General features: G+C 63.3%; 18 protein-coding genes. 8 read left to right on the forward strand and 10 right to left on the reverse strand.

Annotation, left to right across the window (positions count from 1 at the left end):
- Positions 1–59: 59 nt before the first annotated feature.
- From M653_RS0107490 to puuE, 6 genes are read right to left on the reverse strand one after another with little or no spacing between them, the layout of a single operon-like run.
- Entirely contained in the window at positions 60–479 is a 420-nt protein-coding gene (locus M653_RS0107490) for a type II toxin-antitoxin system MqsA family antitoxin (RefSeq protein ID WP_027142774.1), read from the reverse strand.
- Between the two features lie 2 nt (positions 480–481).
- Positions 482–787 (reverse strand): type II toxin-antitoxin system MqsR family toxin, encoded by a 306-nt coding sequence (locus tag M653_RS0107495; RefSeq protein ID WP_027142775.1) that lies wholly within the window; start codon positions 785–787, stop codon positions 482–484.
- A 56-nt stretch (positions 788–843) separates the two neighbouring features.
- Positions 844–1,437: a nucleoside deaminase gene (locus M653_RS0107500; RefSeq protein ID WP_027142776.1), complete on the reverse strand. Its 594-nt coding sequence runs from the start codon at positions 1,435–1,437 to the stop codon at positions 844–846.
- Positions 1,437–1,940 carry an ureidoglycolate lyase gene (locus tag M653_RS0107505; RefSeq protein WP_027142777.1) on the reverse strand — a complete coding sequence of 168 codons (504 nt, stop codon included), beginning with the start codon at positions 1,938–1,940 and terminating at the stop codon, positions 1,437–1,439. The genes M653_RS0107500 and M653_RS0107505 overlap by 1 nt, the downstream gene beginning before the upstream one ends.
- Positions 1,937–2,800, reverse strand: coding sequence for a bifunctional allantoicase/(S)-ureidoglycine aminohydrolase (locus M653_RS0107510; RefSeq protein WP_027142778.1), 864 nt, complete (start codon positions 2,798–2,800; stop codon positions 1,937–1,939). Before M653_RS0107510 ends, M653_RS0107505 begins: the two co-directional genes overlap by 4 nt.
- Before the next feature lie 9 nt (positions 2,801–2,809).
- A complete protein-coding gene (gene puuE, locus M653_RS0107515) occupies positions 2,810–4,228 on the reverse strand; it encodes an allantoinase PuuE (protein ID WP_027142779.1) in 1,419 nt (472 codons plus the stop codon).
- Between the two features lie 204 nt (positions 4,229–4,432).
- Between puuE and uraH the strand changes: the two genes are divergently transcribed.
- The 4 genes from uraH to xdhC all read left to right on the forward strand — a co-directional run bounded on the left by uraH (position 4,433) and on the right by xdhC (position 9,631).
- Positions 4,433–4,807 carry a hydroxyisourate hydrolase gene (gene uraH / locus M653_RS0107520; RefSeq protein WP_027142780.1) on the forward strand — a complete coding sequence of 125 codons (375 nt, stop codon included), beginning with the start codon at positions 4,433–4,435 and terminating at the stop codon, positions 4,805–4,807.
- A 3-nt stretch (positions 4,808–4,810) separates the two neighbouring features.
- Positions 4,811–6,292 carry a xanthine dehydrogenase small subunit gene (xdhA, locus tag M653_RS0107525; protein ID WP_027142781.1) on the forward strand — a complete coding sequence of 494 codons (1,482 nt, stop codon included), beginning with the start codon at positions 4,811–4,813 and terminating at the stop codon, positions 6,290–6,292.
- Complete coding sequence (gene xdhB / locus M653_RS0107530) at positions 6,292–8,655, forward strand: xanthine dehydrogenase molybdopterin binding subunit (RefSeq protein ID WP_027142782.1); 2,364 nt, start codon at positions 6,292–6,294, stop codon at positions 8,653–8,655. Before xdhA ends, xdhB begins: the two co-directional genes overlap by 1 nt.
- Before the next feature lie 64 nt (positions 8,656–8,719).
- On the forward strand, positions 8,720–9,631 hold the full coding sequence (gene xdhC, locus M653_RS0107535; protein ID WP_027142783.1) for a xanthine dehydrogenase accessory protein XdhC: 912 nt from the start codon (positions 8,720–8,722) through the stop codon (positions 9,629–9,631).
- Positions 9,632–9,705: 74 nt separating this feature from the next.
- Here xdhC and M653_RS0107540 read toward each other — a convergent pair whose 3' ends face one another.
- Positions 9,706–10,626 (reverse strand): LysR family transcriptional regulator, encoded by a 921-nt coding sequence (locus M653_RS0107540; RefSeq protein WP_027142784.1) that lies wholly within the window; start codon positions 10,624–10,626, stop codon positions 9,706–9,708.
- Positions 10,627–10,758: 132 nt separating this feature from the next.
- On the opposite strand from M653_RS0107540, the gene M653_RS0107545 reads away from it, so the two are divergent.
- From M653_RS0107545 to M653_RS0107560, 4 genes are all read left to right on the forward strand, one after another.
- Positions 10,759–11,976 carry a urate hydroxylase PuuD gene (locus tag M653_RS0107545; RefSeq protein WP_027142785.1) on the forward strand — a complete coding sequence of 406 codons (1,218 nt, stop codon included), beginning with the start codon at positions 10,759–10,761 and terminating at the stop codon, positions 11,974–11,976.
- Positions 11,977–11,978: 2 nt separating this feature from the next.
- Positions 11,979–13,295 carry a guanine deaminase gene (gene guaD, locus M653_RS0107550; RefSeq protein WP_027142786.1) on the forward strand — a complete coding sequence of 439 codons (1,317 nt, stop codon included), beginning with the start codon at positions 11,979–11,981 and terminating at the stop codon, positions 13,293–13,295.
- A gap of 215 nt (positions 13,296–13,510) precedes the next feature.
- Complete coding sequence (locus M653_RS0107555; RefSeq protein WP_027142787.1) at positions 13,511–14,014, forward strand: heme-degrading domain-containing protein; 504 nt, start codon at positions 13,511–13,513, stop codon at positions 14,012–14,014.
- Positions 14,011–15,276, forward strand: coding sequence for a glycerate kinase (locus M653_RS0107560; protein WP_027142788.1), 1,266 nt, complete (start codon positions 14,011–14,013; stop codon positions 15,274–15,276). Before M653_RS0107555 ends, M653_RS0107560 begins: the two co-directional genes overlap by 4 nt.
- Before the next feature lie 211 nt (positions 15,277–15,487).
- Here the strand turns inward: M653_RS0107560 and M653_RS0107565 are convergent, their stop codons facing one another.
- The 3 genes from M653_RS0107565 to M653_RS0107575 all read right to left on the reverse strand — a co-directional run bounded on the left by M653_RS0107565 (position 15,488) and on the right by M653_RS0107575 (position 19,125).
- Positions 15,488–16,213 carry a UdgX family uracil-DNA binding protein gene (locus tag M653_RS0107565; protein ID WP_280940096.1) on the reverse strand — a complete coding sequence of 242 codons (726 nt, stop codon included), beginning with the start codon at positions 16,211–16,213 and terminating at the stop codon, positions 15,488–15,490.
- 117 nt (positions 16,214–16,330) lie between these two features.
- Entirely contained in the window at positions 16,331–17,716 is a 1,386-nt protein-coding gene (locus M653_RS0107570) for a glutamine synthetase family protein (RefSeq protein WP_027142790.1), read from the reverse strand.
- 32 nt (positions 17,717–17,748) lie between these two features.
- The gene (locus M653_RS0107575; protein ID WP_027142791.1) at positions 17,749–19,125 is read right to left on the reverse strand and encodes an aspartate aminotransferase family protein; all 1,377 of its coding nucleotides are present in this window, start codon (positions 19,123–19,125) and stop codon (positions 17,749–17,751) included.
- Positions 19,126–19,165: the final 40 nt, after the last annotated feature.

Consider the following 19,165-nt stretch of genomic DNA (forward strand, 5'->3'; position numbering starts at 1 on the left):
GCACGAGAACTTTCAATCGTCATTCGCGACTGGAGCAGCGAAATATGCGACCTGTGCCGCTATCGCAATTCGTCGAGCAGTTCGGGATGTTTTTCCAGCAATGTCATCAATTGAATGGTCGGGCCACTCGGTTCGATCAAGCCTCTTTCATACTTGTCGAAGGCGTTCTCGCCGACCTTGAACAGGGATCCGGCCTCGCGTTGCGACAGCTTGAGCTTCGTGCGCATGCGGCGGATGGTTGACGGCGCCGGCACGCCGTCGACCTTCTCCTTGAGCGCGCGCAAGGCGGCATCGACAGCGGCCATGTCGTCGCCGACATGCACACCCTCGCCATCCGATGACGGATAATAACCGGGCAGGTCGACGATCATGGTCTCGTCCTTATAGGTTACGGTGAATGGACGCACCCCGCGCATCAACGCTTCTCCGGTTTCGGGAGAGACCATCGTATTCGGTTCACTGCTCTCCCTCGTCGCCATGGTCATTTCTCCTTGAACGACATGATCGTGAATTCGGTCACGACATCCGCCTGGAATTTCACATAGAGAAGCATGTCGCGCGCTGGCACGTGATAGACATCCTGCCACACTCGATGATCCGCGAAAGTCGTCATCGATTTCACAAACATCTTCCGCGTCATGCTTTCGATCACCTCGACCATGCCGGCGCGATCGAAGCCCAGCCCAACAGCATCCCGCAGTGCGGACGTTGTGATTGCCAGCGTGTCGACAAACCCAAACGTCGTCTTGATCGCATCAAGATCGTAAGTGGGTCTGCGTTTCTCCATGATTCAATATGCCCCCATAAAGGGGGTAATTCAAGCGGCGATATTGAGACGGAAGCTCAGTTAAGCGGAATGTCGTTTTCGGCCTTGTTCGCCTGATAGGCGCCGGACAGCTCGTCATAGCGTCCGGAAATCCTGCCGATCCGCTCCTCCAGCCGCTGGCGCTCGACCTCGGGCAGCGCTCTCACCAGCCTGCGGATCGAAAAACTTTTCCAATAGGCGTTCTCGGCGTTGTAGCCGCCGGGATCAAGGGTGAAGACCTCTTTCAGGATTTTGAGATCATGCGGAATGGCGAAACTGTCGCGCGAATCCTCGTGGCTGAACAAATAGTAGAAATTGTCGAAGCCGGTCCAGGTGATCGCCGACAGGCAGAGCGAACAGGGTTCATGCGTGGCAATGAAGATGGCATCTTTCGTGTCGACACGTTCGGCCTTAGGCATTTCGTAAAAGCGCTTCAGGCAATGCACCTCGCCATGCCAGAGCGGGTTTTCCATCTCGTTGTTGGTCTCGGCCAGCACCAGCGACCGGTCGCCCTTGCGCAGGATCGCCGCGCCGAACAGCTTGTTGCCGCGCGCGACACCTTCTGCCGTCTTCGGCACGATGTCGTGCTCGATCACGTCGAGCAGGCGGTCGATCAGCGAAATGTCGGTCATCACAAGCTCTCGTCGGGGATATGGATCTCGTAGGCGTGCGAGAAATGGAATTCCTCGAGATTGGCGCCGTCGCCGCCACGGTCGACGATCAAAAAGTCCTGAGGCTCTCCGATGGGCGTCAGCACGCCGTGCCAGAGATTGCGGGAATAGTTGACGCCTTGCCCCGGCGCGGTGATGAAGGCATGTGGTTCGCCCGGCCCCTCCTTGCCGTCATGGCAGACGACGACCAGGAACGGACGCGGCGACAGCGGGATGAACGCCTGACTGCCGAGCGGATGACGCTCGACCATGGTCAGCTTCAGCGGCATCTCGTAGGGCGTGCCGCGTACCATGGAAATCAGCACGCGGGCGTTGTGTCCTGCAGCTTCAGCGGTGGCGAGATCGTGATAGCGCTCGGCCTTGCCGCCATTGATCGGATAGTGATTGTCGCCGCCCATGTCGATGACGTCGCCGAATTCGGCAAAGGCCTCACGGGTCAGCGGCCGCGCGACGATGCGGGTCATGACGTCCGCTTCGCGATGCCAGCCCCGCCGAGCTTGGCGTGCCGGTTGACATCCTTGTAGAGCAGATAGCGGAATTTGCCGGGGCCGCCGGCATAGCAGGCCTGCGGGCAAAACGCGCGCAGCCACATATAGTCGCCGGCCTCGACCTCCACCCAGTCCTGGTTGAGCCGGTAGACCGCCTTGCCTTCGAGCACATAGAGCCCGTGTTCCATGACATGTGTCTCGGCGAAAGGAATGACCGCGCCGGGCTCGAGCGTGACGATGGTCATGTGCATGTCGTGGCGCAGATCGGCGGGATCGACGAACCGCGTCGTTGCCCAGCGGCCCTCGGTGCCCGGCATCGGGGTCGGCGCGATCTCCTGTTCGTTGGTGAAGAAGGCCTTGGGAATCTCGAGACCATCCACCGCCTCATATGCCTTGCGTATCCAGTGGAAGCGGACAGCCGCCTTGCTTTCGTTGCGGACTGTCCAGCCGCTGGCCGGCGGCAGGAAGGCAAAGCCGCCGGGGCTCAAGCTATGCTTCTTGCCGTCGAGCAGAACCGTCAGTTCGCCCTCGACCACGAACAGGGCGCCCTCGGCGCCGGCATCGGGCTCGGGCCGGTCGCTGCCGCCGCCGGGCGCGACCTCGACGATGTATTGCGAAAACGTCTCGGCAAAGCCGGACAGCGGCCGCGACAGGATCCAGACGCGGGTCTTGTCCCAGAACGGCAAGGCGCTGGTGACGATGTCCTGCATCACCCCCTTGGGAATGACGGCATAGGCCTCGGTGAAGACGGCGCGTCCGGTCAGAAGTTCGTTCTGGCCGGAATGGCCGCCCTGTGGGGCATAATAGGTGCGCTCGGGCATCCTGATCGTATCCATGGTTCAAACCTATTGTGGAAGCATGTCCTTGAGGCGGAGCAGCGCGATGCGCTCGACCTGCTTGCAAGCGGTTTCGAATTCGACGCCGCGGCCGTTGCCGATGCGGGCTTCGAATTCAGCGAGGATTTCCTCCTTTGTCTTGCCTTTCACCGCGATGATGAAGGGGAAGCCGAAGGTGGTGACGTAGGCGGCGTTGAGCTTGGAGAACAATTCACGCTCCTTGTCGGTCAGCGCGTCGAGACCGGCGGAAGCCTGTTCCCTGGTCGATTCCGTCGTCAGCCGCCTGGCCTTGGCCAGCTTGCCGGCGAGGTCGGGATGGGCGTTGAGCACGCCGAGCCGCTCGGTTTCGCTGGCGGAACGGAAGATACGGCAGAGCGCATTGTGCAGGCCGCCGGCTGTGTCGTGCGCTGGGCCGAGTTCCAGCTCGTAGGCCCGTTCGGCAATCCAGGGCGAATGCTCGAACACGCCGCCGAAGGTGTGAACGAACGTCTCGAATTCCATCTTCGACGGGCGCAGAGCGGCCGGTTGATAGGGGTGATTTTCCTGCCAGTGCTTGGCGATGTCGATGCGCCGCGCCAGCCAGACCTTGTCGTGCGATTTGACATAATCGACGAAGCGTTTCAGCGCCGCCACCCGGCCCGGCCGTCCGACGAGGCGGCAGTGCAGGCCGATGTTCATCATGCGCGGCCTGCCTGCCTTGCCCTCAGCATAGAGCGTATCGAAACTATCCCTGAGGTAGGCAAAGAACTGGTCGCCCGAGTTGAAACCCTGCGGCGTGGCAAAGCGCATGTCATTGGCGTCGAGCGTGTAGGGGATGATGAGCTGCGTGCCGTCCGCATGCTCGAACCAGTAAGGCAGTTCGTCGTCATAGGTGTCCGAGACGTAATCGAAGCCGCCTTCTTCGGCCACCAGCCGCACCGTGTTGACCGATGTGCGGCCCGTGTACCAGCCGGTCGGGCGCTGGCCGGTCACCTCGTAGTGCAGCTTGATCGCCGCTTCGAGGTCGCGGCGCTCGTCCTCGGCGTCGTGATCGCGGTAATCGATCCACTTCAGCCCGTGCGAGGCGATTTCCCAGCCGGCTTCCTGCATGGCCGTGACTTGGTCGGGTGAGCGCGCGAGCGCCGTGGCGACGCCATAGCAAGTCACAGGCACTTGCTCTTCGCTGAACAGGCGCAGCAGCCGCCAGAAGCCGGCCCGCGCACCATATTCGTAGATTGATTCCATGTTCCAGTGGCGCTGGCCCACCCAGGGCGCCGCACCGACGATTTCCGACAGGAAGGCTTCCGAAGCCTTGTCGCCGTGGAGCACGCAGTTCTCGCCGCCCTCTTCGTAGTTGACGACGAACTGCACGGCGACATGCGCGCCGCCAGGCCATTTCGGATCCGGCGGATTGGTTCCGTAGCCACGCATGTCCCTGGTGTAACGCATCGTCCCTCCGCGCCCGGCATCACCGGAAGTATGATCAGGATATCGAAAGGGTGCTTCTCGCATTCCCCTCAAAATTTTTGAAAGTGTTTTTGTCGCACTCCGCTCGACCGGGACTTATGCATCGCCTTTAATTGGCGCACAATTCATCGTTAGTGCTCGATTGTACCGGCCAATTTATTCATATTGGAAAATGGGAGGCGGCCAATGGCAGAAACGTCGAAAGCCGATGGCGGGCGTCTGACGACCCATGTCCTGGATACCGCGACCGGTAGGCCGGCGGCGGGATTGTCGGTCGCACTCTACCATCTGGAGGGTTCCGCCCGCACGCTTCTGAAGACGGTCGTCACCAATGCCGACGGCCGCTGCGACGCGCCGCTGCTGGCGGGCGCCGACTTCCGCACCGGCGAATACGAGCTGGTGTTCGCGGCTGGCGACTATCTGCGCGGCCAGGGCACGAAGCTGCCCGCGCCTGCCTTCCTCGACAGCGTGCCGATCCGCTTCGGCATGGCGGAGGCGGTGCATTATCATGTACCATTGCTGATCTCGCCGTACGGCTATTCCACCTACAGGGGGAGCTGAGGCATGGCCAAGGTCAACATCCGCAACGAAATCCGCTTCATTCTGAATGGCAGGGATATCGCGCTGTCATCCGTGGCGCCCGATGCGACCTTGCTCGACTGGCTGCGGCTCGACCGTTCGCTGCGCGGCACCAAGGAAGGCTGTGCCGAGGGCGATTGCGGCGCCTGCACCGTGCTCATCGGCAAGCTTTCGGCCGCCGGACTGGTCTATGAAAGCGTCAATGCCTGCATCCGCTTCCTCGGCTCGCTCGACGGCACCCATGTCGTGACGGTCGAGCATCTGCGTGGCGAAGCTGGCCAGTTGCATCCTGTGCAGCAGGCGATGGTCGATTTCCATGGCTCGCAATGCGGCTTCTGCACGCCGGGTTTTGTCATGTCGCTCTATGGCCTGTGGATGAAGTCGCCGGACCCGTCGGATGCGACGATAGAAAAGGCTTTGCAAGGCAATCTCTGCCGTTGCACCGGTTACGAGGCGATCATGCGTGCCGCGCACGCCATCTCGAGCTATGGCAAGGCGGCGAAGGACCCGCTGGCGGCGGAGCGCCGGGACATCACGACACGGCTGCAGGCGTTGCGCGACGGCGCCAGGATCGAGATGGACTCCGGCAAGACGCGGCTGGTCGTGCCGGCCGATGCCGACGATTTCGCTTCTGTCTTCGAAAAAGAACCCACCGCCACCGTCGTCGCCGGTTCGACCGACGTTGGCCTGTGGGTGACCAAGCATATGCGCGAAATCTCGCCGGCGATCTTCATCGGCAATCTGCCGGGGCTTTGCACCATCACGGAAGACGATGGTGTCATATCGATCGGCGCCGGCGTCACCTACACCGAAGCTTTTTCGATACTGTCGAAACGCATCCCGGCGTTGGGACCGTTGTTCGACCGCATCGGCGGCGAACAGGTTCGCAACATGGGCACGATCGGCGGCAACGTCGCCAACGGCTCGCCGATCGGCGACACGCCGCCGCCGTTGATCGCACTCGGCGCACGGCTGACTTTGCGCAAGGGCAAGACGCGGCGCACGATCCCGTTGCAGGATTTTTTCATCGCCTATGGCAAGCAGGACCGCCAGCCAGGCGAGTTCGTCGAGGCCTTGCATGTGCCGGTGCCGGCAAAGGACGTGAAATTCGCCGTCTACAAGGTCACCAAGCGCCGGGACGAGGACATCACCGCGACCCTTGGGGCCTTCTGCCTGGCTCTGGCCAAGGATGGCACGGTAGCCGACATCCGCATCGCCTATGGCGGCATGGCGGCAACGCCGAAGCGGGTTGCGGCCGTTGAACAGGCTTTGATCGGCAAGGCCTGGAACGAAGCGACGGTGGAGGCGGCGATGGCGGAATACGCCAAGGACTTCACGCCGCTCACCGACATGCGCGCGAGCGCCGAATATCGAGCTCTGGCTGCAAAAAACCTTTTGTTGCGCTTTTACGTGGAAACCACGGGCACCAAGGTGCCGGTGCAGGTATCGCGCAGCGAGGCGGCCTGATGAACAAGCACGCCACATCAAACCACAAGGCCGAGAAGATCGTCGGCGGCATCGCTACCGACCAGCGGCATGATTCCGCCCACAAGCATGTCAGCGGCGGCGCCGTCTATATCGACGACATGCCGGAGCCGGCCGGCACGCTGCATGCCGGCCTTGGCCTGTCCAAGGTGGCGCATGGCGTTCTGAAAAGCGTCGATCTCTCGGCGGTGCGCGCGGCCCCCGGTGTCGTCGACGTGCTGACTTATGCCGACGTGCCGGGTGAGAACGATGTCTCGCCCAGCAACATGCATGACGATCCGGTGCTGGCGGAAGGCAAGGTGCAGTTCTTCGGCCAGCCCATCTTCGCGGTGATTGCCGAAACGCGCGAGGCAGCCCGGCGCGCCGCGCGCCTGGCCAGGATCGAGTATGACGAGCTTCCCGCCGTGATCGACATCTGGGACCTTGATCCGACGAAGGACAAGCAGGTGACCACGCCGCTGGTCCTGAAGCGCGGCGATGCGGCCGCGGCAATCAAGGCAGCGCCCCGCCGCATCAAGAGCCGCATGTGGCTTGGCGGCCAGGACCATTTCTACCTCGAAGGCCAGGTGTCGCTCGCCATCCCCGGCGAGGACGACGAGGTGACCGTCTACTGTTCGACCCAGGGGCCGAGCGAGACGCAGCATCTGGTCGCCCACACGCTCGGCGTGCCGAGTAACGCGGTAACGGTGGAGGTGCGCCGCATGGGCGGCGGCTTCGGCGGCAAGGAAACGCAGGCCAATCAGTGCGCCGCGATCGCCGCCATTGCCGCCAAGAGGCTGAAGCGCGCGGTCAAGATCCGGCTCGACCGCGACGAGGACATGACCGCCACCGGTAAGCGGCATGATTTCGCTATCGACTACGAGGTCGGCTTCGACGACGAGGGCAACATCCTTGGCGTCGACTTCACCTACGCTCTGCGCTGCGGCTTTTCAGCCGACCTGTCCGGCCCGGTCGGCGATCGTGCGCTGTTCCACTGCGACAACGCCTATTTCTATCCAGCGGTGCTGGCCAAATCGGCGCCGCTTTTTACCAACACCGTCTCCAACACCGCCTTCCGTGGCTTCGGCGGCCCGCAAGGCATGATCGGCGCCGAGCGCGTCATCGACGAGGTCGCCTTTTCGGTCGGCAAGGATTCGCTCGAGATCCGCAAGCTGAATTTCTACGACCCGATGGAGGCGATCGGCGGCCGCAACGTCACGCCCTATCACCAGAAGGTCGAGGACTGCATCATCCAGCGCATCGTGGCGGAACTGGAAGAGAGCGCCAGCTATGCACGCCGCCGTCGCGAGATTTCCGCCTTCAACGCCAACAGCCGCTTCATCAAGCGCGGCCTGGCACTGACGCCGGTCAAGTTTGGCATCTCCTTCACCAAGACCGAGTCCAACCAGGCCGGCGCGCTGGTGCATGTCTATGCCGACGGCTCGGTGCACATGAACCATGGCGGAACCGAAATGGGGCAGGGCCTGCACCTCAAGGTGGCGCAGGTCGTGGCCGAGGAATTCCAGATCGACCTCGACCGCGTGAAGATCACCGCCACCACCACCGCCAAGGTGCCCAACACCGCGCCGACGGCGGCGTCCTCGGGCGCCGATCTCAATGGCATGGCGGCACAGAACGCGGCGCGCCAGATCCGCCATCGGCTGACCGACTTTGCCGCCGAGAGATACCAGATCCCTGTCGACCAGGTGGTGTTCCTGCCAAACCGGGTGCGCGTCGGCAACCAGGAGGTCAGCTTCAACGATCTGGTCAAGCAGGCCTATATTGCGCGTGTGCAGCTCTCGGCAGCCGGCTTCTACAAGACGCCGAAGATCCACTGGGACCGCGGCAAGGGCCAGGGCCACGCCTTTTATTACTACGCCTATGGCGCGGCCTGCGCCGAAGTGTCGGTCGACACGCTAACCGGCGAATATGTCGTCGAGCGCGCCGATATCCTGCACGATTGCGGCCGTTCGCTGAACCGGGCCATCGACCTCGGCCAGGTCGAGGGCGGCTTCATCCAGGGCATGGGGTGGCTGACCACCGAGGAATTGTGGTGGGACGACAAGGGCCGGCTGCGCACGCATGCGCCGTCGACCTACAAGATCCCGCTGGCGTCGGACCGACCGAAGATCTTCAACGTGGCGCTGACTGACTGGTCGCAGGCCTATGAACCGACCATCCATCGCTCCAAGGCGGTCGGCGAACCGCCGCTGCCGCATGGCATGGCGGTGCTGCACGCCCTGTCGGACGCAGTGGCCAGCGTCGCCGACCACAAGATCTGCCCGCGCCTCGACGCCCCGGCAACGCCGGAACGCGTGCTGATGGCAATCGAGCGGCTGAAGAAAGCGATCAAGGCTAGCGCCTGAATCTGGCAGAACGTGCAATTCGGACCGAAAAAGCCTATATTTCCCATTCGGGAACCGTGAAACCATGAACTCGAAAGCACAAAGCCTGAAAGCCTTTCTCGGCGGCGTCGGCCGTCTTGCCCTGGTCGAAGTGGCCGGCACCAGGGGCTCGACGCCGCGTGAGAAGGGCGCCTTCATGCTCGTCTCGCGAACGGCGATCTTTGGCACGATCGGCGGCGGTCAACTCGAATACATGGCCATCGACAAGGCGCGGCAGATGGTGGCGCCATCGGGTGGGTCCAACCGCCTGCAGTCGACGTCCCGCGTCGCGGTCGACGAAGTCCGCACCACGCTTGACGTCCCGCTCGGCCCCGAAATCGGCCAGTGCTGTGGCGGGCGGGTCGAGGTGCTGATCCGGTTGGTCGATACCGCATTGGCCGCCGAACTGGTCGCGGCGGCGGAAGCCGAGGAAGCTCATATGCCGCATGTCTATATTTTCGGCGGCGGTCATGTCGGCCAGGCGCTGGCGTCGACCATTGCGCTCCTTCCCGTGCGCGGCGTCGTCATCGAAACACGCGCCGAGGCGCTGGAAGGCATGCCGGAAACCGTGGAGACTCGGCTGACCCCCATGCCGGAGGCCGAGGTGCGCAACGCCCCGGCCGGCACCGCCTTCGCCATCCTCACTCATGACCATGCGCTCGATTTCCTGATCGTCGCCGAGGCGCTGAAACGCGACGACGCGGCCTATGTCGGCATGATCGGGTCGAAGACCAAGAAAGCCACGTTCAGGAGCTGGTTCCTGAAGTCGGCGGACGGTACGGAGGCTGAATTCGCCCGCCTCGTCTCGCCGATCGGCGGCGATGCGGTCAAGGACAAGCGCCCGCCCGTCATCGCCGCGCTGGCGGCCGCCGAGATCATGACGGCGCTGGTCAGCCACGTGACCGCGGATCATCGGGCCCTGCAGGGCAAGGTGATGGCCCCGGCTAGACCAGCCTAGGCTGGCTTTCGCGCAAGGCAACCGGATCGGATAGGCCACGAGGCCATCACTTGCAGGCCAGTTCGCCCTTCCGCCTACTTGCCGGCCAGAAGATCCTTGATCAGCCGCTGGCAGCGCTCCGCCATGAAGTCGAGCAGCAGCCGCACCTTGGGGTCCTGCAGCTTCTTGTGCGGATAAACGGCCGCGAACTGCACCGGCGTCGGTGGCGTGTTGCTCAGGATCACCTTCAGCCGGCGGTCGCGGATGAACGGCTCGACCTCGAAGCGCGGCTTGTTGATGATGCCGCGCCCTGACAGCGCCCAACCGGTCAGCACGTCGCCATCATCGGTGTCGTATGGGCCGTGTACCTCGAACTTTTGCGGCCCGGTCGGGGTCTGCAAGGTCCAGACATATTCGCGCGCGCCGGAATAGCGCAGCATCAGGCAATCATGTTTCCTGCCGATCAGCTCCTGCGGCTCCATCGGCTCGCCGCGCGCCTCCAGATATTTTGGTGCGGCGACCAGCACGCGCTCGCATTCCATGATGCCACGCATCCGAAGACTGGAATCCTCGATGATGCCGAGCCGGAAGGCGACGTCGATGCCTTCCTTCATGATGTCGACATTGTGGTCCGAGAGCCTGAGCCGCACCTCGATGTCAGGGTATTTGTCATGGAAATCGGGAATGCCCGAGGCCACCAGCCGTCGCCCGAGACCGAGCGGCGCGGTGACGCGGATGGTGCCGCGCGGCTGGCCGGACAGCGCCGAGACGGCAGCCTCCGCCTCGGTGATCGCTTCCAGCACCTGCTTGGCGCCGGAATAGAAAACGGTGCCGTGTTCTGTTGGCATCAACTGCCGGGTGGTGCGGTTGAACAGCCGCACGCCGAGATGCTTCTCCAGTTCCTTGATGCGATTGGAGGCGACAGCCGGCGAAATGCGCATGTCGCGGCCGGCCGCCGACAGATTGCCGAGCTCGACGACGCGGACGAAGACGGCGATGTTGTCGAGATAGGCCATACGGAGCACCTTCGCCGGTTTGTGGCCATCAAACTAGTATTTTCCAATTTTTTTTGAAAGTCATCGTACACCTCGCCTCTTTTCGTTTGCGCACCACACCGTAAAGTCACCGGATCGGCAGGGACGACTTCAATGATGGATTTCGCGATTTTCTGGGACTGGCTGAGCTTCGCCGTGCGCTGGCTGCACGTCGTTACCGGCATCGCCTGGATCGGCTCGTCCTTCTACTTCGTCGCACTCGATCTTGGTCTGCGCCAGCGCCCGGGCATGCCGGTTGGGGCCTTCGGCGAGGAATGGCAGGTGCATGGCGGCGGCTTCTACCACATCCAGAAATATCTGGTGGCGCCGTCCGAGATGCCGGAACACCTGACCTGGTTCAAATGGGAATCCTACGCCACCTGGCTTTCCGGCTTCGCGATGCTGTGCGTGGTTTATTACGCCGGCGCTGACCTGTTCCTGATCGATCCCAACGTGCTGCCGATGTCGGTACCGGTCGGCATCCTGCTGTCGATGGCGACGATCGGCGTCGGCTGGGTGGTCTATGATCTCTTGTGCCGCTCGCCGCTCGGAAAGAGCGATACCGGCCTGATGCTGGTGCTCTACGGCGTGCTGGTGTTCATCGCTTGGGGGCTGACGCATCTGTTCACCGGCCGCGCCGCCTTCCTGCATCTGGGTGCCATCACCGCGACGATCATGTCGGCCAACGTCTTCATGGTCATCATTCCCAACCAGAAGATCGTCGTCGCCGACCTCATCGCCGGCCGCAAGCCGGATCCGAAATACGGCAAGATCGCCAAGCAGCGTTCGCTCCACAACAACTATCTGACGCTGCCCGTCCTGTTCCTGATGCTGTCGAACCATTATCCGCTGGCGTTCGGCACCGAGTTCAACTGGATCATCGCCTCGCTGGTGTTCATCATCGGCGTCCTGATCCGCCATTATTTCAACAGCGTGCACAAGCGCGCCGGCAATCCGCACTGGACCTGGCTGGGCGCCCTGGTCCTGTTCCTCATCATCATCTGGCTGTCGACGGTGCCGAAGGTGCTGACGGGCGAGCCCAAGGCCTCCGCCGCGGCTGAGGTCTATATCGCTTCGGCGCATTTCCCGGCCGTGCGCGACACCGTGCTCGGCCGCTGCTCGATGTGCCATGCGCAGGAGCCGGTCTATGAAGGCATCTATCACGCACCCAAGGGGGTGATGCTGGATACGGATGCTGGCATCGCCGAGCATGCCCGCGAGATCTATCTGCAGGCCGGCCGCAGCCACGCCATGCCGCCAGCCAATGTCAGCCAGATCACCGACAAGGAACGGGCGTTGCTGGTGGCGTGGTTCGAAGGCGCGGGGAAATAAGCATGACCTCGACACTTCTGCGTGGCCGCACGCTGTCCTTCGTGCGCTGGCCGCAAACCATCGACGACCACTCCGCCTGGCGCTACGAGGAGGATGGCGGGCTGCTGATTAGCGACGGCAGGATCGTTGCAGCAGGCGCCTATGCCGATGTCGAGAAAGAGGCCGGTGAGACGGCAAAAAAAATCGACCACCGGCCGCATCTCCTGCTGCCGGGCTTCATCGATGCCCATGTGCATTTCCCGCAGATGCAGGTCATCGCGTCCTATGGCGCCGAACTGCTCGATTGGCTGAACACCTACACCTTTCCCGAGGAAACAAAATTCGCCAACGCCCAGCATGGCCGCCGCATCGCGCGCCTGTTCCTCGATGAGACGGTGCGCCACGGCACCACCACGGTTGCCGCCTACTGCTCGGTGCACAAGGCGTCGGCGGAAGCCTTCTTCGCCGAGTCGCATGCGCGCGACATGCTCAACGTCGCCGGCAAGGTGATGATGGACCGCAACGCACCCGAAGGCGTGCTCGATACGCCGCAATCGGGCTATGACGACACCAAGGCGCTGATCGCCGAATGGCACGGCAAGGGCCGCCAGCTTTATGCCATCACGCCACGTTTCGCCATCACCTCGTCACCGGAGCAGATGGAGATGGCCGGCGCGTTGTGCCGCGAACATCCCGACCTGCACATGCAGACGCATCTGTCCGAAAACCACGCCGAGATCGCCTTCACCGGGGAACTCTACCCCTGGTCGCGCGACTACACCGATGTTTACGAGCATTATGGGCTGCTGGGCAAAAAGAGCCTGTTCGGCCACTGCATCCATTTGTCGGAGCGCGAGGCGGACGCGCTGTCGGACAGCGGTTCGGTGGCCGTGTTCTGCCCGACCTCGAACCTGTTCCTCGGTTCCGGCCTGTTCGACTATCAGCGCTTTCGCCGCCGCGACAAGCCGTTGCGCATAGGGGCCGCCACCGATGTCGGCGGCGGCACAAACTATTCGATGCTGCGCACCATGGACGAGGGCTACAAGGTCATCGCGCTCAATGGCGAGAAGCTGAACCCGTTCCAGTCTTTCTGGCAGATCACGCGCGGCAACGCAGAGGCGCTGTCGGTGGCGGACAAGATCGGCACGCTGGAGGAAGGCACCGATGCAGACATCGTCGTGCTCGATGCCAGGGCGACGCCCGCCATGCGGCTCAGGATGGAAACGGTCGAGACGCTGGCGCAGGAATTGTTTCTGCTGCAGACGCTTGGCGACGACCGAGCCGTGCGCGAGGTCTATGTGGCGGGGCGGGCGGCCAAGAGCGACATGATCGCGGGGTGAACCCCGTCTTGCCAACCGAATTGCGAAGGGCAATTCGGGGCGATCCGGCCTCTCCCCAAGGAGAGAGGAGACCGCCGGCGCTGGCGCCAGGCTCTTCTCCCAACCGGGGAGAACGCGGCCGCGCAGCGGCCGGATGAGGGGGCGCCGCGATGCAAGCTTGACCCGGCCGATGTTGTCGTACAAACGAAACGTCACGATTTTCGGAGAAAAGAGACATGGCCGTTGCTGACGACATCGCTCTGATCAAGAGACAGGAAGAGACCCTTGTCTTCGCAGCCTTCGACGAGGCCGTCGCCTTCGAGATCGGCGCAGCCATCCGTGGTCGTGCAATGGCCGAGAACCTGCCGATTATCGTCGACATCAGGCTATGGGACCGGCCGCTTTTCTATGCCGCCATGCCGGGTTCGAACGCTTCCAACCCCGACTGGGCGCGGCGCAAGATCAATGTCGTGAAGCGCTATCTCAGAAGCACTTACCGTCTGGTGCTTGAACAGCAACGTCCTGACCGCACCTTCAAGATCGGCGAGGGGCTGGATATTGCTGACTACGTGCTGGCCGGCGGCGGCTTCCCGGTCACGGTCAAGGGCGCCGGTGTCATCGGTGTGATCGCGGTGTCCGGCCTGCCGGAGCGCCAGGATCATGGCGTGGTGGTCGATGCGCTGTGCGATCACCTGGGCATGGACAGGCGCGAGCTGGCGCTGTCCGCGGACCCCGAATGACCGTGCCCGATCCCAAGGTTTTTCTTACCTCGATCTTCAATGCCGCCGTCGCCGCCGCCGATCCGGAGCGTACCATCCGCGACCATTTGCCGGCCAAGCCAAGGGGCCGCACCATCGTGATCGGCGCCGGCAAGGGCTCGGCGCAGATGGCCGCGGCCTTCGAAAAGGTCTGGGATGGCCCGATCGAGGGCCTGGTCGTCACCCGCTACGGCTATGGTGCCAAATGCGAGCGCATCGAGATCATCGAGGCGGCGCATCCTGTACCGGACGCCGCCGGGCTCGAGGCCTCGCGGCGGCTGCTGGAGAAGGTGCACGGGCTGACAGCGGACGATCTGGTCGTGGCGCTGATTTCCGGCGGGGGTTCGGCGCTGCTGCCGTCTCCCGCCGCCGACCTGACGCTCGCCGACGAGAGTGCCGTCAACGAGGCGCTGCTCGCCTCCGGCGCGCCGATCGCGGCGATGAACACTATCCGCAAGCACCTCTCCACCATCAAGGGCGGCCGGCTGGCTGCCGCGGCCTGGCCGGCCAAGGTGGTGTCGCTGGTGGTCTCCGACATCCCCGGCGACAATCCGGCCCTTGTCGCGTCCGGCCCGACCGTTCCCGATACCGGCAGCCGTGAAGATGCCCTGGCTTCGATATCAGCCTATGGCATGAAACTGCCGGACGCAGTCATGGCGCATATCCGGTCGCCTGCGGCCGACGCGCCAGATCCCGACGATGAGCGCTTTTCGCGCAACGAAGTGCACCTGATCGCCTCTGCCGGTGTGTCGCTGGAAGCGGCAGCAGTGGAAGCGAGGCGGCAAGGCATAGAAGCCGTCATCCTCTCCGATGCCGTTGAAGGCGAAGCGTGCGAGGTCGGCGGCGTCCACGCGGCAATCGCCCGCGAAGTGGCGACGCGCAACCGGCCCTTCCAAAAGCCGGTTCTGATCCTTTCTGGCGGTGAGACCACCGTGACCTTGCGGGCCAAAGGCAAGGGTGGCCGCAATTCGGAATTCCTGCTCGCCTTCGCCATCGGCATCAATGGCGTGGAGGGTATTCATGCCTTGGCGGCCGACACCGACGGCATCGACGGTTCGGAAAACAATGCCGGCGCCTTCGCCGACGGCTCGACTGTTTCGCGCATGCGCGCGGCGGGCGTGGATGCCAAGGCGATGCTCGCCGGCAACAACGCCTGGACGGCCTTCAATGCCGTCGGCGATCTCTTCGTGCCCGGCCCCACCGGCACGAACGTCAACGATCTCAGGGCAATTCTCGTCCGCTAATGCATGTCGCCCAAGTGACCTCGGATTTGGGGGAAGGACATGCATCAACACAAAGACCTAAAGCGCGTCGCATGAGTCCGTTTCGACGCGACGCGCGCTAGAGCAATTCCAGGAAAAGTGCGTAGCGGTTTTCCGCCTGGAATTGCGTGAAAACCAAGAGTTAGAGCGGTTCGGCGATTCCAACAAACACTGAACCGCTCTAGACCGGCAATCAAGCGGCCATAAGCCGCTTCACCTGCTTCATATCCTGCAAAAACCGCTCGCGTTCGGCCTCTTTGTCGGCGTGATCACGAATGCGCAGGATGAAGGAGGGATGAATGGTGATGAAGACCCGCAAGCCATCCTCGCGTTCGATCACCTGGCCGCGCATCTTGGTCACCGGTATCGCCTTGCCAAGCAGGGACAGCGCCGCCGTGGCGCCGAGCGCCACGGCGACGTTCGGCTTGATCAGGTCAAACTCCTGGTCGAGCCACCAGCGGCAGGCTTGAACCTCGCCGACATTCGGCTTGGAATGGATGCGCCGCTTGCCGCGCGGCTCGAATTTGAAGTGCTTGACCGCGTTGGTGACGTAGACCTTCAGGCGATCGACCCCGGCATCGTCCAATATGGCATCGAACACTTTGCCCGCCGGGCCGACGAATGGCTGGCCGGCGAGGTCTTCCTGGTCGCCCGGCTGTTCGCCGACAAAAATCACCTTGGCATTGTCAGGCCCTTCACCGAATACCGTCTGCGTCGCATCGCGCCAGAGCGGACAGCGGCGGCATCCCTTCGCGACCTCTCGCAATTCGGAAACTGTGTCCGCGGCATCGTCATCAGGTGTTTCGGCTGGCTGCTGCTTCGGCCAGTGCCTCGCCTGCACCTTGGCGTGGTGCGGCGCCGGCGTTGTCGGCATCTTCGCAATCATATCCCTGGCGGCCTTGTCCGCTCTCGCGATCAAGTCAGGAATGAGCGAGGCCTCGGGAAGGTTCCGCCAATATTTCTATGGGATGGCTGATACGCCACCTCATTTTGATGACGACGGCGAAAAAGTGATCGTCGCCGGGTCACCCAGCCATCAGACTTCGTGCAGGTAGAGATGATAGTCCAGTTCGCTGACCGTGCGCGCCACGCGCAGGTATTCGGACTGCTTGATTGCCACGAAGGTGCGGTGCAGGTCCTCGCCGAGCGCGCCTTTCAGGAAGCTGGATGCCTTGGCTGCTTCGATGGCGGCGCGCCAATCGGCCGGCATCGTCGTACGGGTGACGGACGCCTCATAGCCATTGCCGGTCGTTTCGGGGCCTGGATCAAGCCCTTCATCGAGGCCTTTGACGATGCCGGCGAGCACCGTCGCCGCAATCAGATAAGGGTTGGCGTCGACGCCGGACGGACGATGTTCGATACGCCGGTTTTTCGCATCGCCCGCCGGCACGCGCAGCGCCACCGAGCGGTTGTTGACGCCCCAGGTCGGCGCGACCGGTGCATAGGATTGCGAGACGAAGCGGCGCCAGGAATTGGCGTGCGGCGCAAACACCAGCATCGATTCCGCCATGGTCTGGATCAGCCCGCCGAGGCCACGCAGCAGCGGCAACGACCAGTTCTCGCCGGCTGCTTCAGAAAAGACGTTTCGGCCGTCCTTGTCCTGGAGCGAGACATGGAAATGCATGCCGGAGCCGGCATATTTCTCGATCGGCTTGGCCATGAAGCAGGCGGTGACGCCGTGGCGGCGCGCCTGCGCCCGCACCAGCCGCTTCAGCATGACCAGATCGTCCGCCGCCCGGATCACGTCCTTGCGGTAGTTCAGCGTCAATTCGTACTGGCCAGGCGCATATTCCGAGATCACCGTCTCGGCCGGAATGCCTTGCGCCTTGGCGGCGGTGTAGATGTCGGAGAACAGCGGCTCCATGCCGTGCAGATGGTCGACGGAATAGACCTCCGTCTTGCCCGAGACGCGGCCATCGAGCACCGCGCGCGCCGGCTGCACCTTGCCCTCGGCATCGCGCTCATTGGCCAGCAGAAAAAACTCCAGCTCGAAGGCGCCAGCCGGATGGAGGCCCTTGGCCGCCAGTATGTCGACCTGCCGGGCGAGCGCCAGCCGCGGGTCCGACGACATTGGCTGGCCGTCGAGATGGTGCATCGCCATCAGCACCTGGCCGCGGGGCGGGTTCGTGCCGTAAAGCGGCACCAGCGTGCCGGGAATCGGCCAGGCCCTGAGATCGCCATCGCCGCTGTCCCAGATCAGCCCGGTTTCGTGCACATCCTCGCCGGTGATGTCGAGGCCGAGGATCGAGATCGGCATATGCCGGCCGCCTTCGAAAATACTTTTCAGCTCATGCCGGCGCACGATCTTGCCGCGCCCGACGCCGTTGGCGTCGGTCAGCACGATATCGAAGGCCTCGACCTCGGGATGGGCGTCGAGGAAGGCTTGCGCCTCGGTAGGCGTCGAGCCCGAAGGTGAGGTCATGGTGGAACTCGGGTTTGGCTTGGTGGCTTGTCTCATGCCGCAAGCTTTGCCGCAACCGCGCCAAAGGAGGTGATCAGCCGGTTGACCTGGGCGCCTGACGTTGCCGGTGAGATCAGCATCATGTTGTGGAAAGGTGCGATCAGCACGCCGCGGTTGACCAGCGCGACATGGATGGCGGCCTCCAGTTCCGGTGCATGCGCACCCTCCGCCTCAGCGCCGTTGCGCAGCGGGCCGGGCGCGCAGATGAACTCGACGCGGGCCCCGACACGGGAGACATGCCAGGGCAGACGATAGCGATCGATCACGCCGGTCAGCCCGGCATCGAGCCGCCGCGCCAGATGATCCATGCGGTCGTAATTCTCCTGCGTCATCACCTCCTCGAGCGTGGCGCGCATCGCCGCGAACTGCAGCGGGTTGGCCGACAGCGTCGTGCCCATGCCGGAATAGCCAGGCTCTTTCGTCCTGTTGTAGTCGGCATAGCGCGACGCGACCTCCTCGCTCATGCCCCAGACGCTCGCCGGCACGCCGCCGGCAATCGGCTTGCCCAGCACGAACAAGTCCGGCTCCAGCCCATATTTCCTGGTGTAGCCGCCCGGGCCGGTCGAGATCGTGTGCGTCTCGTCGATCAAAAGCAGCGTGCCCGCTTCGCGCGTCAACTTTCGCAGCGCATCATGGTAGCCGGGATCGGCAAGCACCATGCAGGAATTGGTCAGCACCGGCTCGGCGATGACGCAAGCGACATCCCTGTCCTTCAGCGCGGCTTCGAGAGCGGCGACATCGTTGAATTCGATGACCTTGGCCGTGCGGGTCAGGTCGCGGAATTCACCCGCCAGTCCTGGCCTGTTGACGGGCTTGCCGTCGATCAGCCGCACCATCGTCTCGTCCACCGAGCCGTGATAGCAGCCGTTGAAGACCAGGATTTTTTCTCTCCCAGTGATGGCGCGGGCGACGCGTAGCGCGAACCGGTTGGCGTCGGTCGCCGTCGTCGCGATCTGCCAGAACGGCAGGCCGAAGCGCTGCTGCAGCAGCGGCCCGATGGCGAGCGCGTCTTCCGAAGGCAGCATGTAGGTCAAGCCGCGCCCAGCCTGGCGGCGAAGGGCGCGTGCCACCGGCGGCGGCGAATGGCCGAACATCGAACCGGTGTCGCCGAGGCAGAAATCGTCGAGCTTGTTGCCGTCCATGTCGGTGATCGTGGCGCCGCGGGCACTGTCGACCAGGATCGGAAACGGCGTCGGCCAGTCGTTCATCCAGTGCATAGGCACGCCGCCGAAGAAGCCGGGGATACCGTTGCCGACCTTGGCCTGCGATTTCGGCCGCGCCTTGCGGAATACGGCACCTTCCGTCTCGCGCAATTGCGCGATGCGGTCGCGGCTGATGCCGCCGATGGTCTTTGAACTGTCGCTGTGCATGAAAACCCTCTGGCACGTCCCTCTTAGCCAATCCACCTCC

It is taken from the genome of Mesorhizobium sp. WSM3626 (genome assembly GCF_000513935.1).
Taxonomy (GTDB): Bacteria; Pseudomonadota; Alphaproteobacteria; order Rhizobiales; family Rhizobiaceae; genus Mesorhizobium; species Mesorhizobium salmacidum.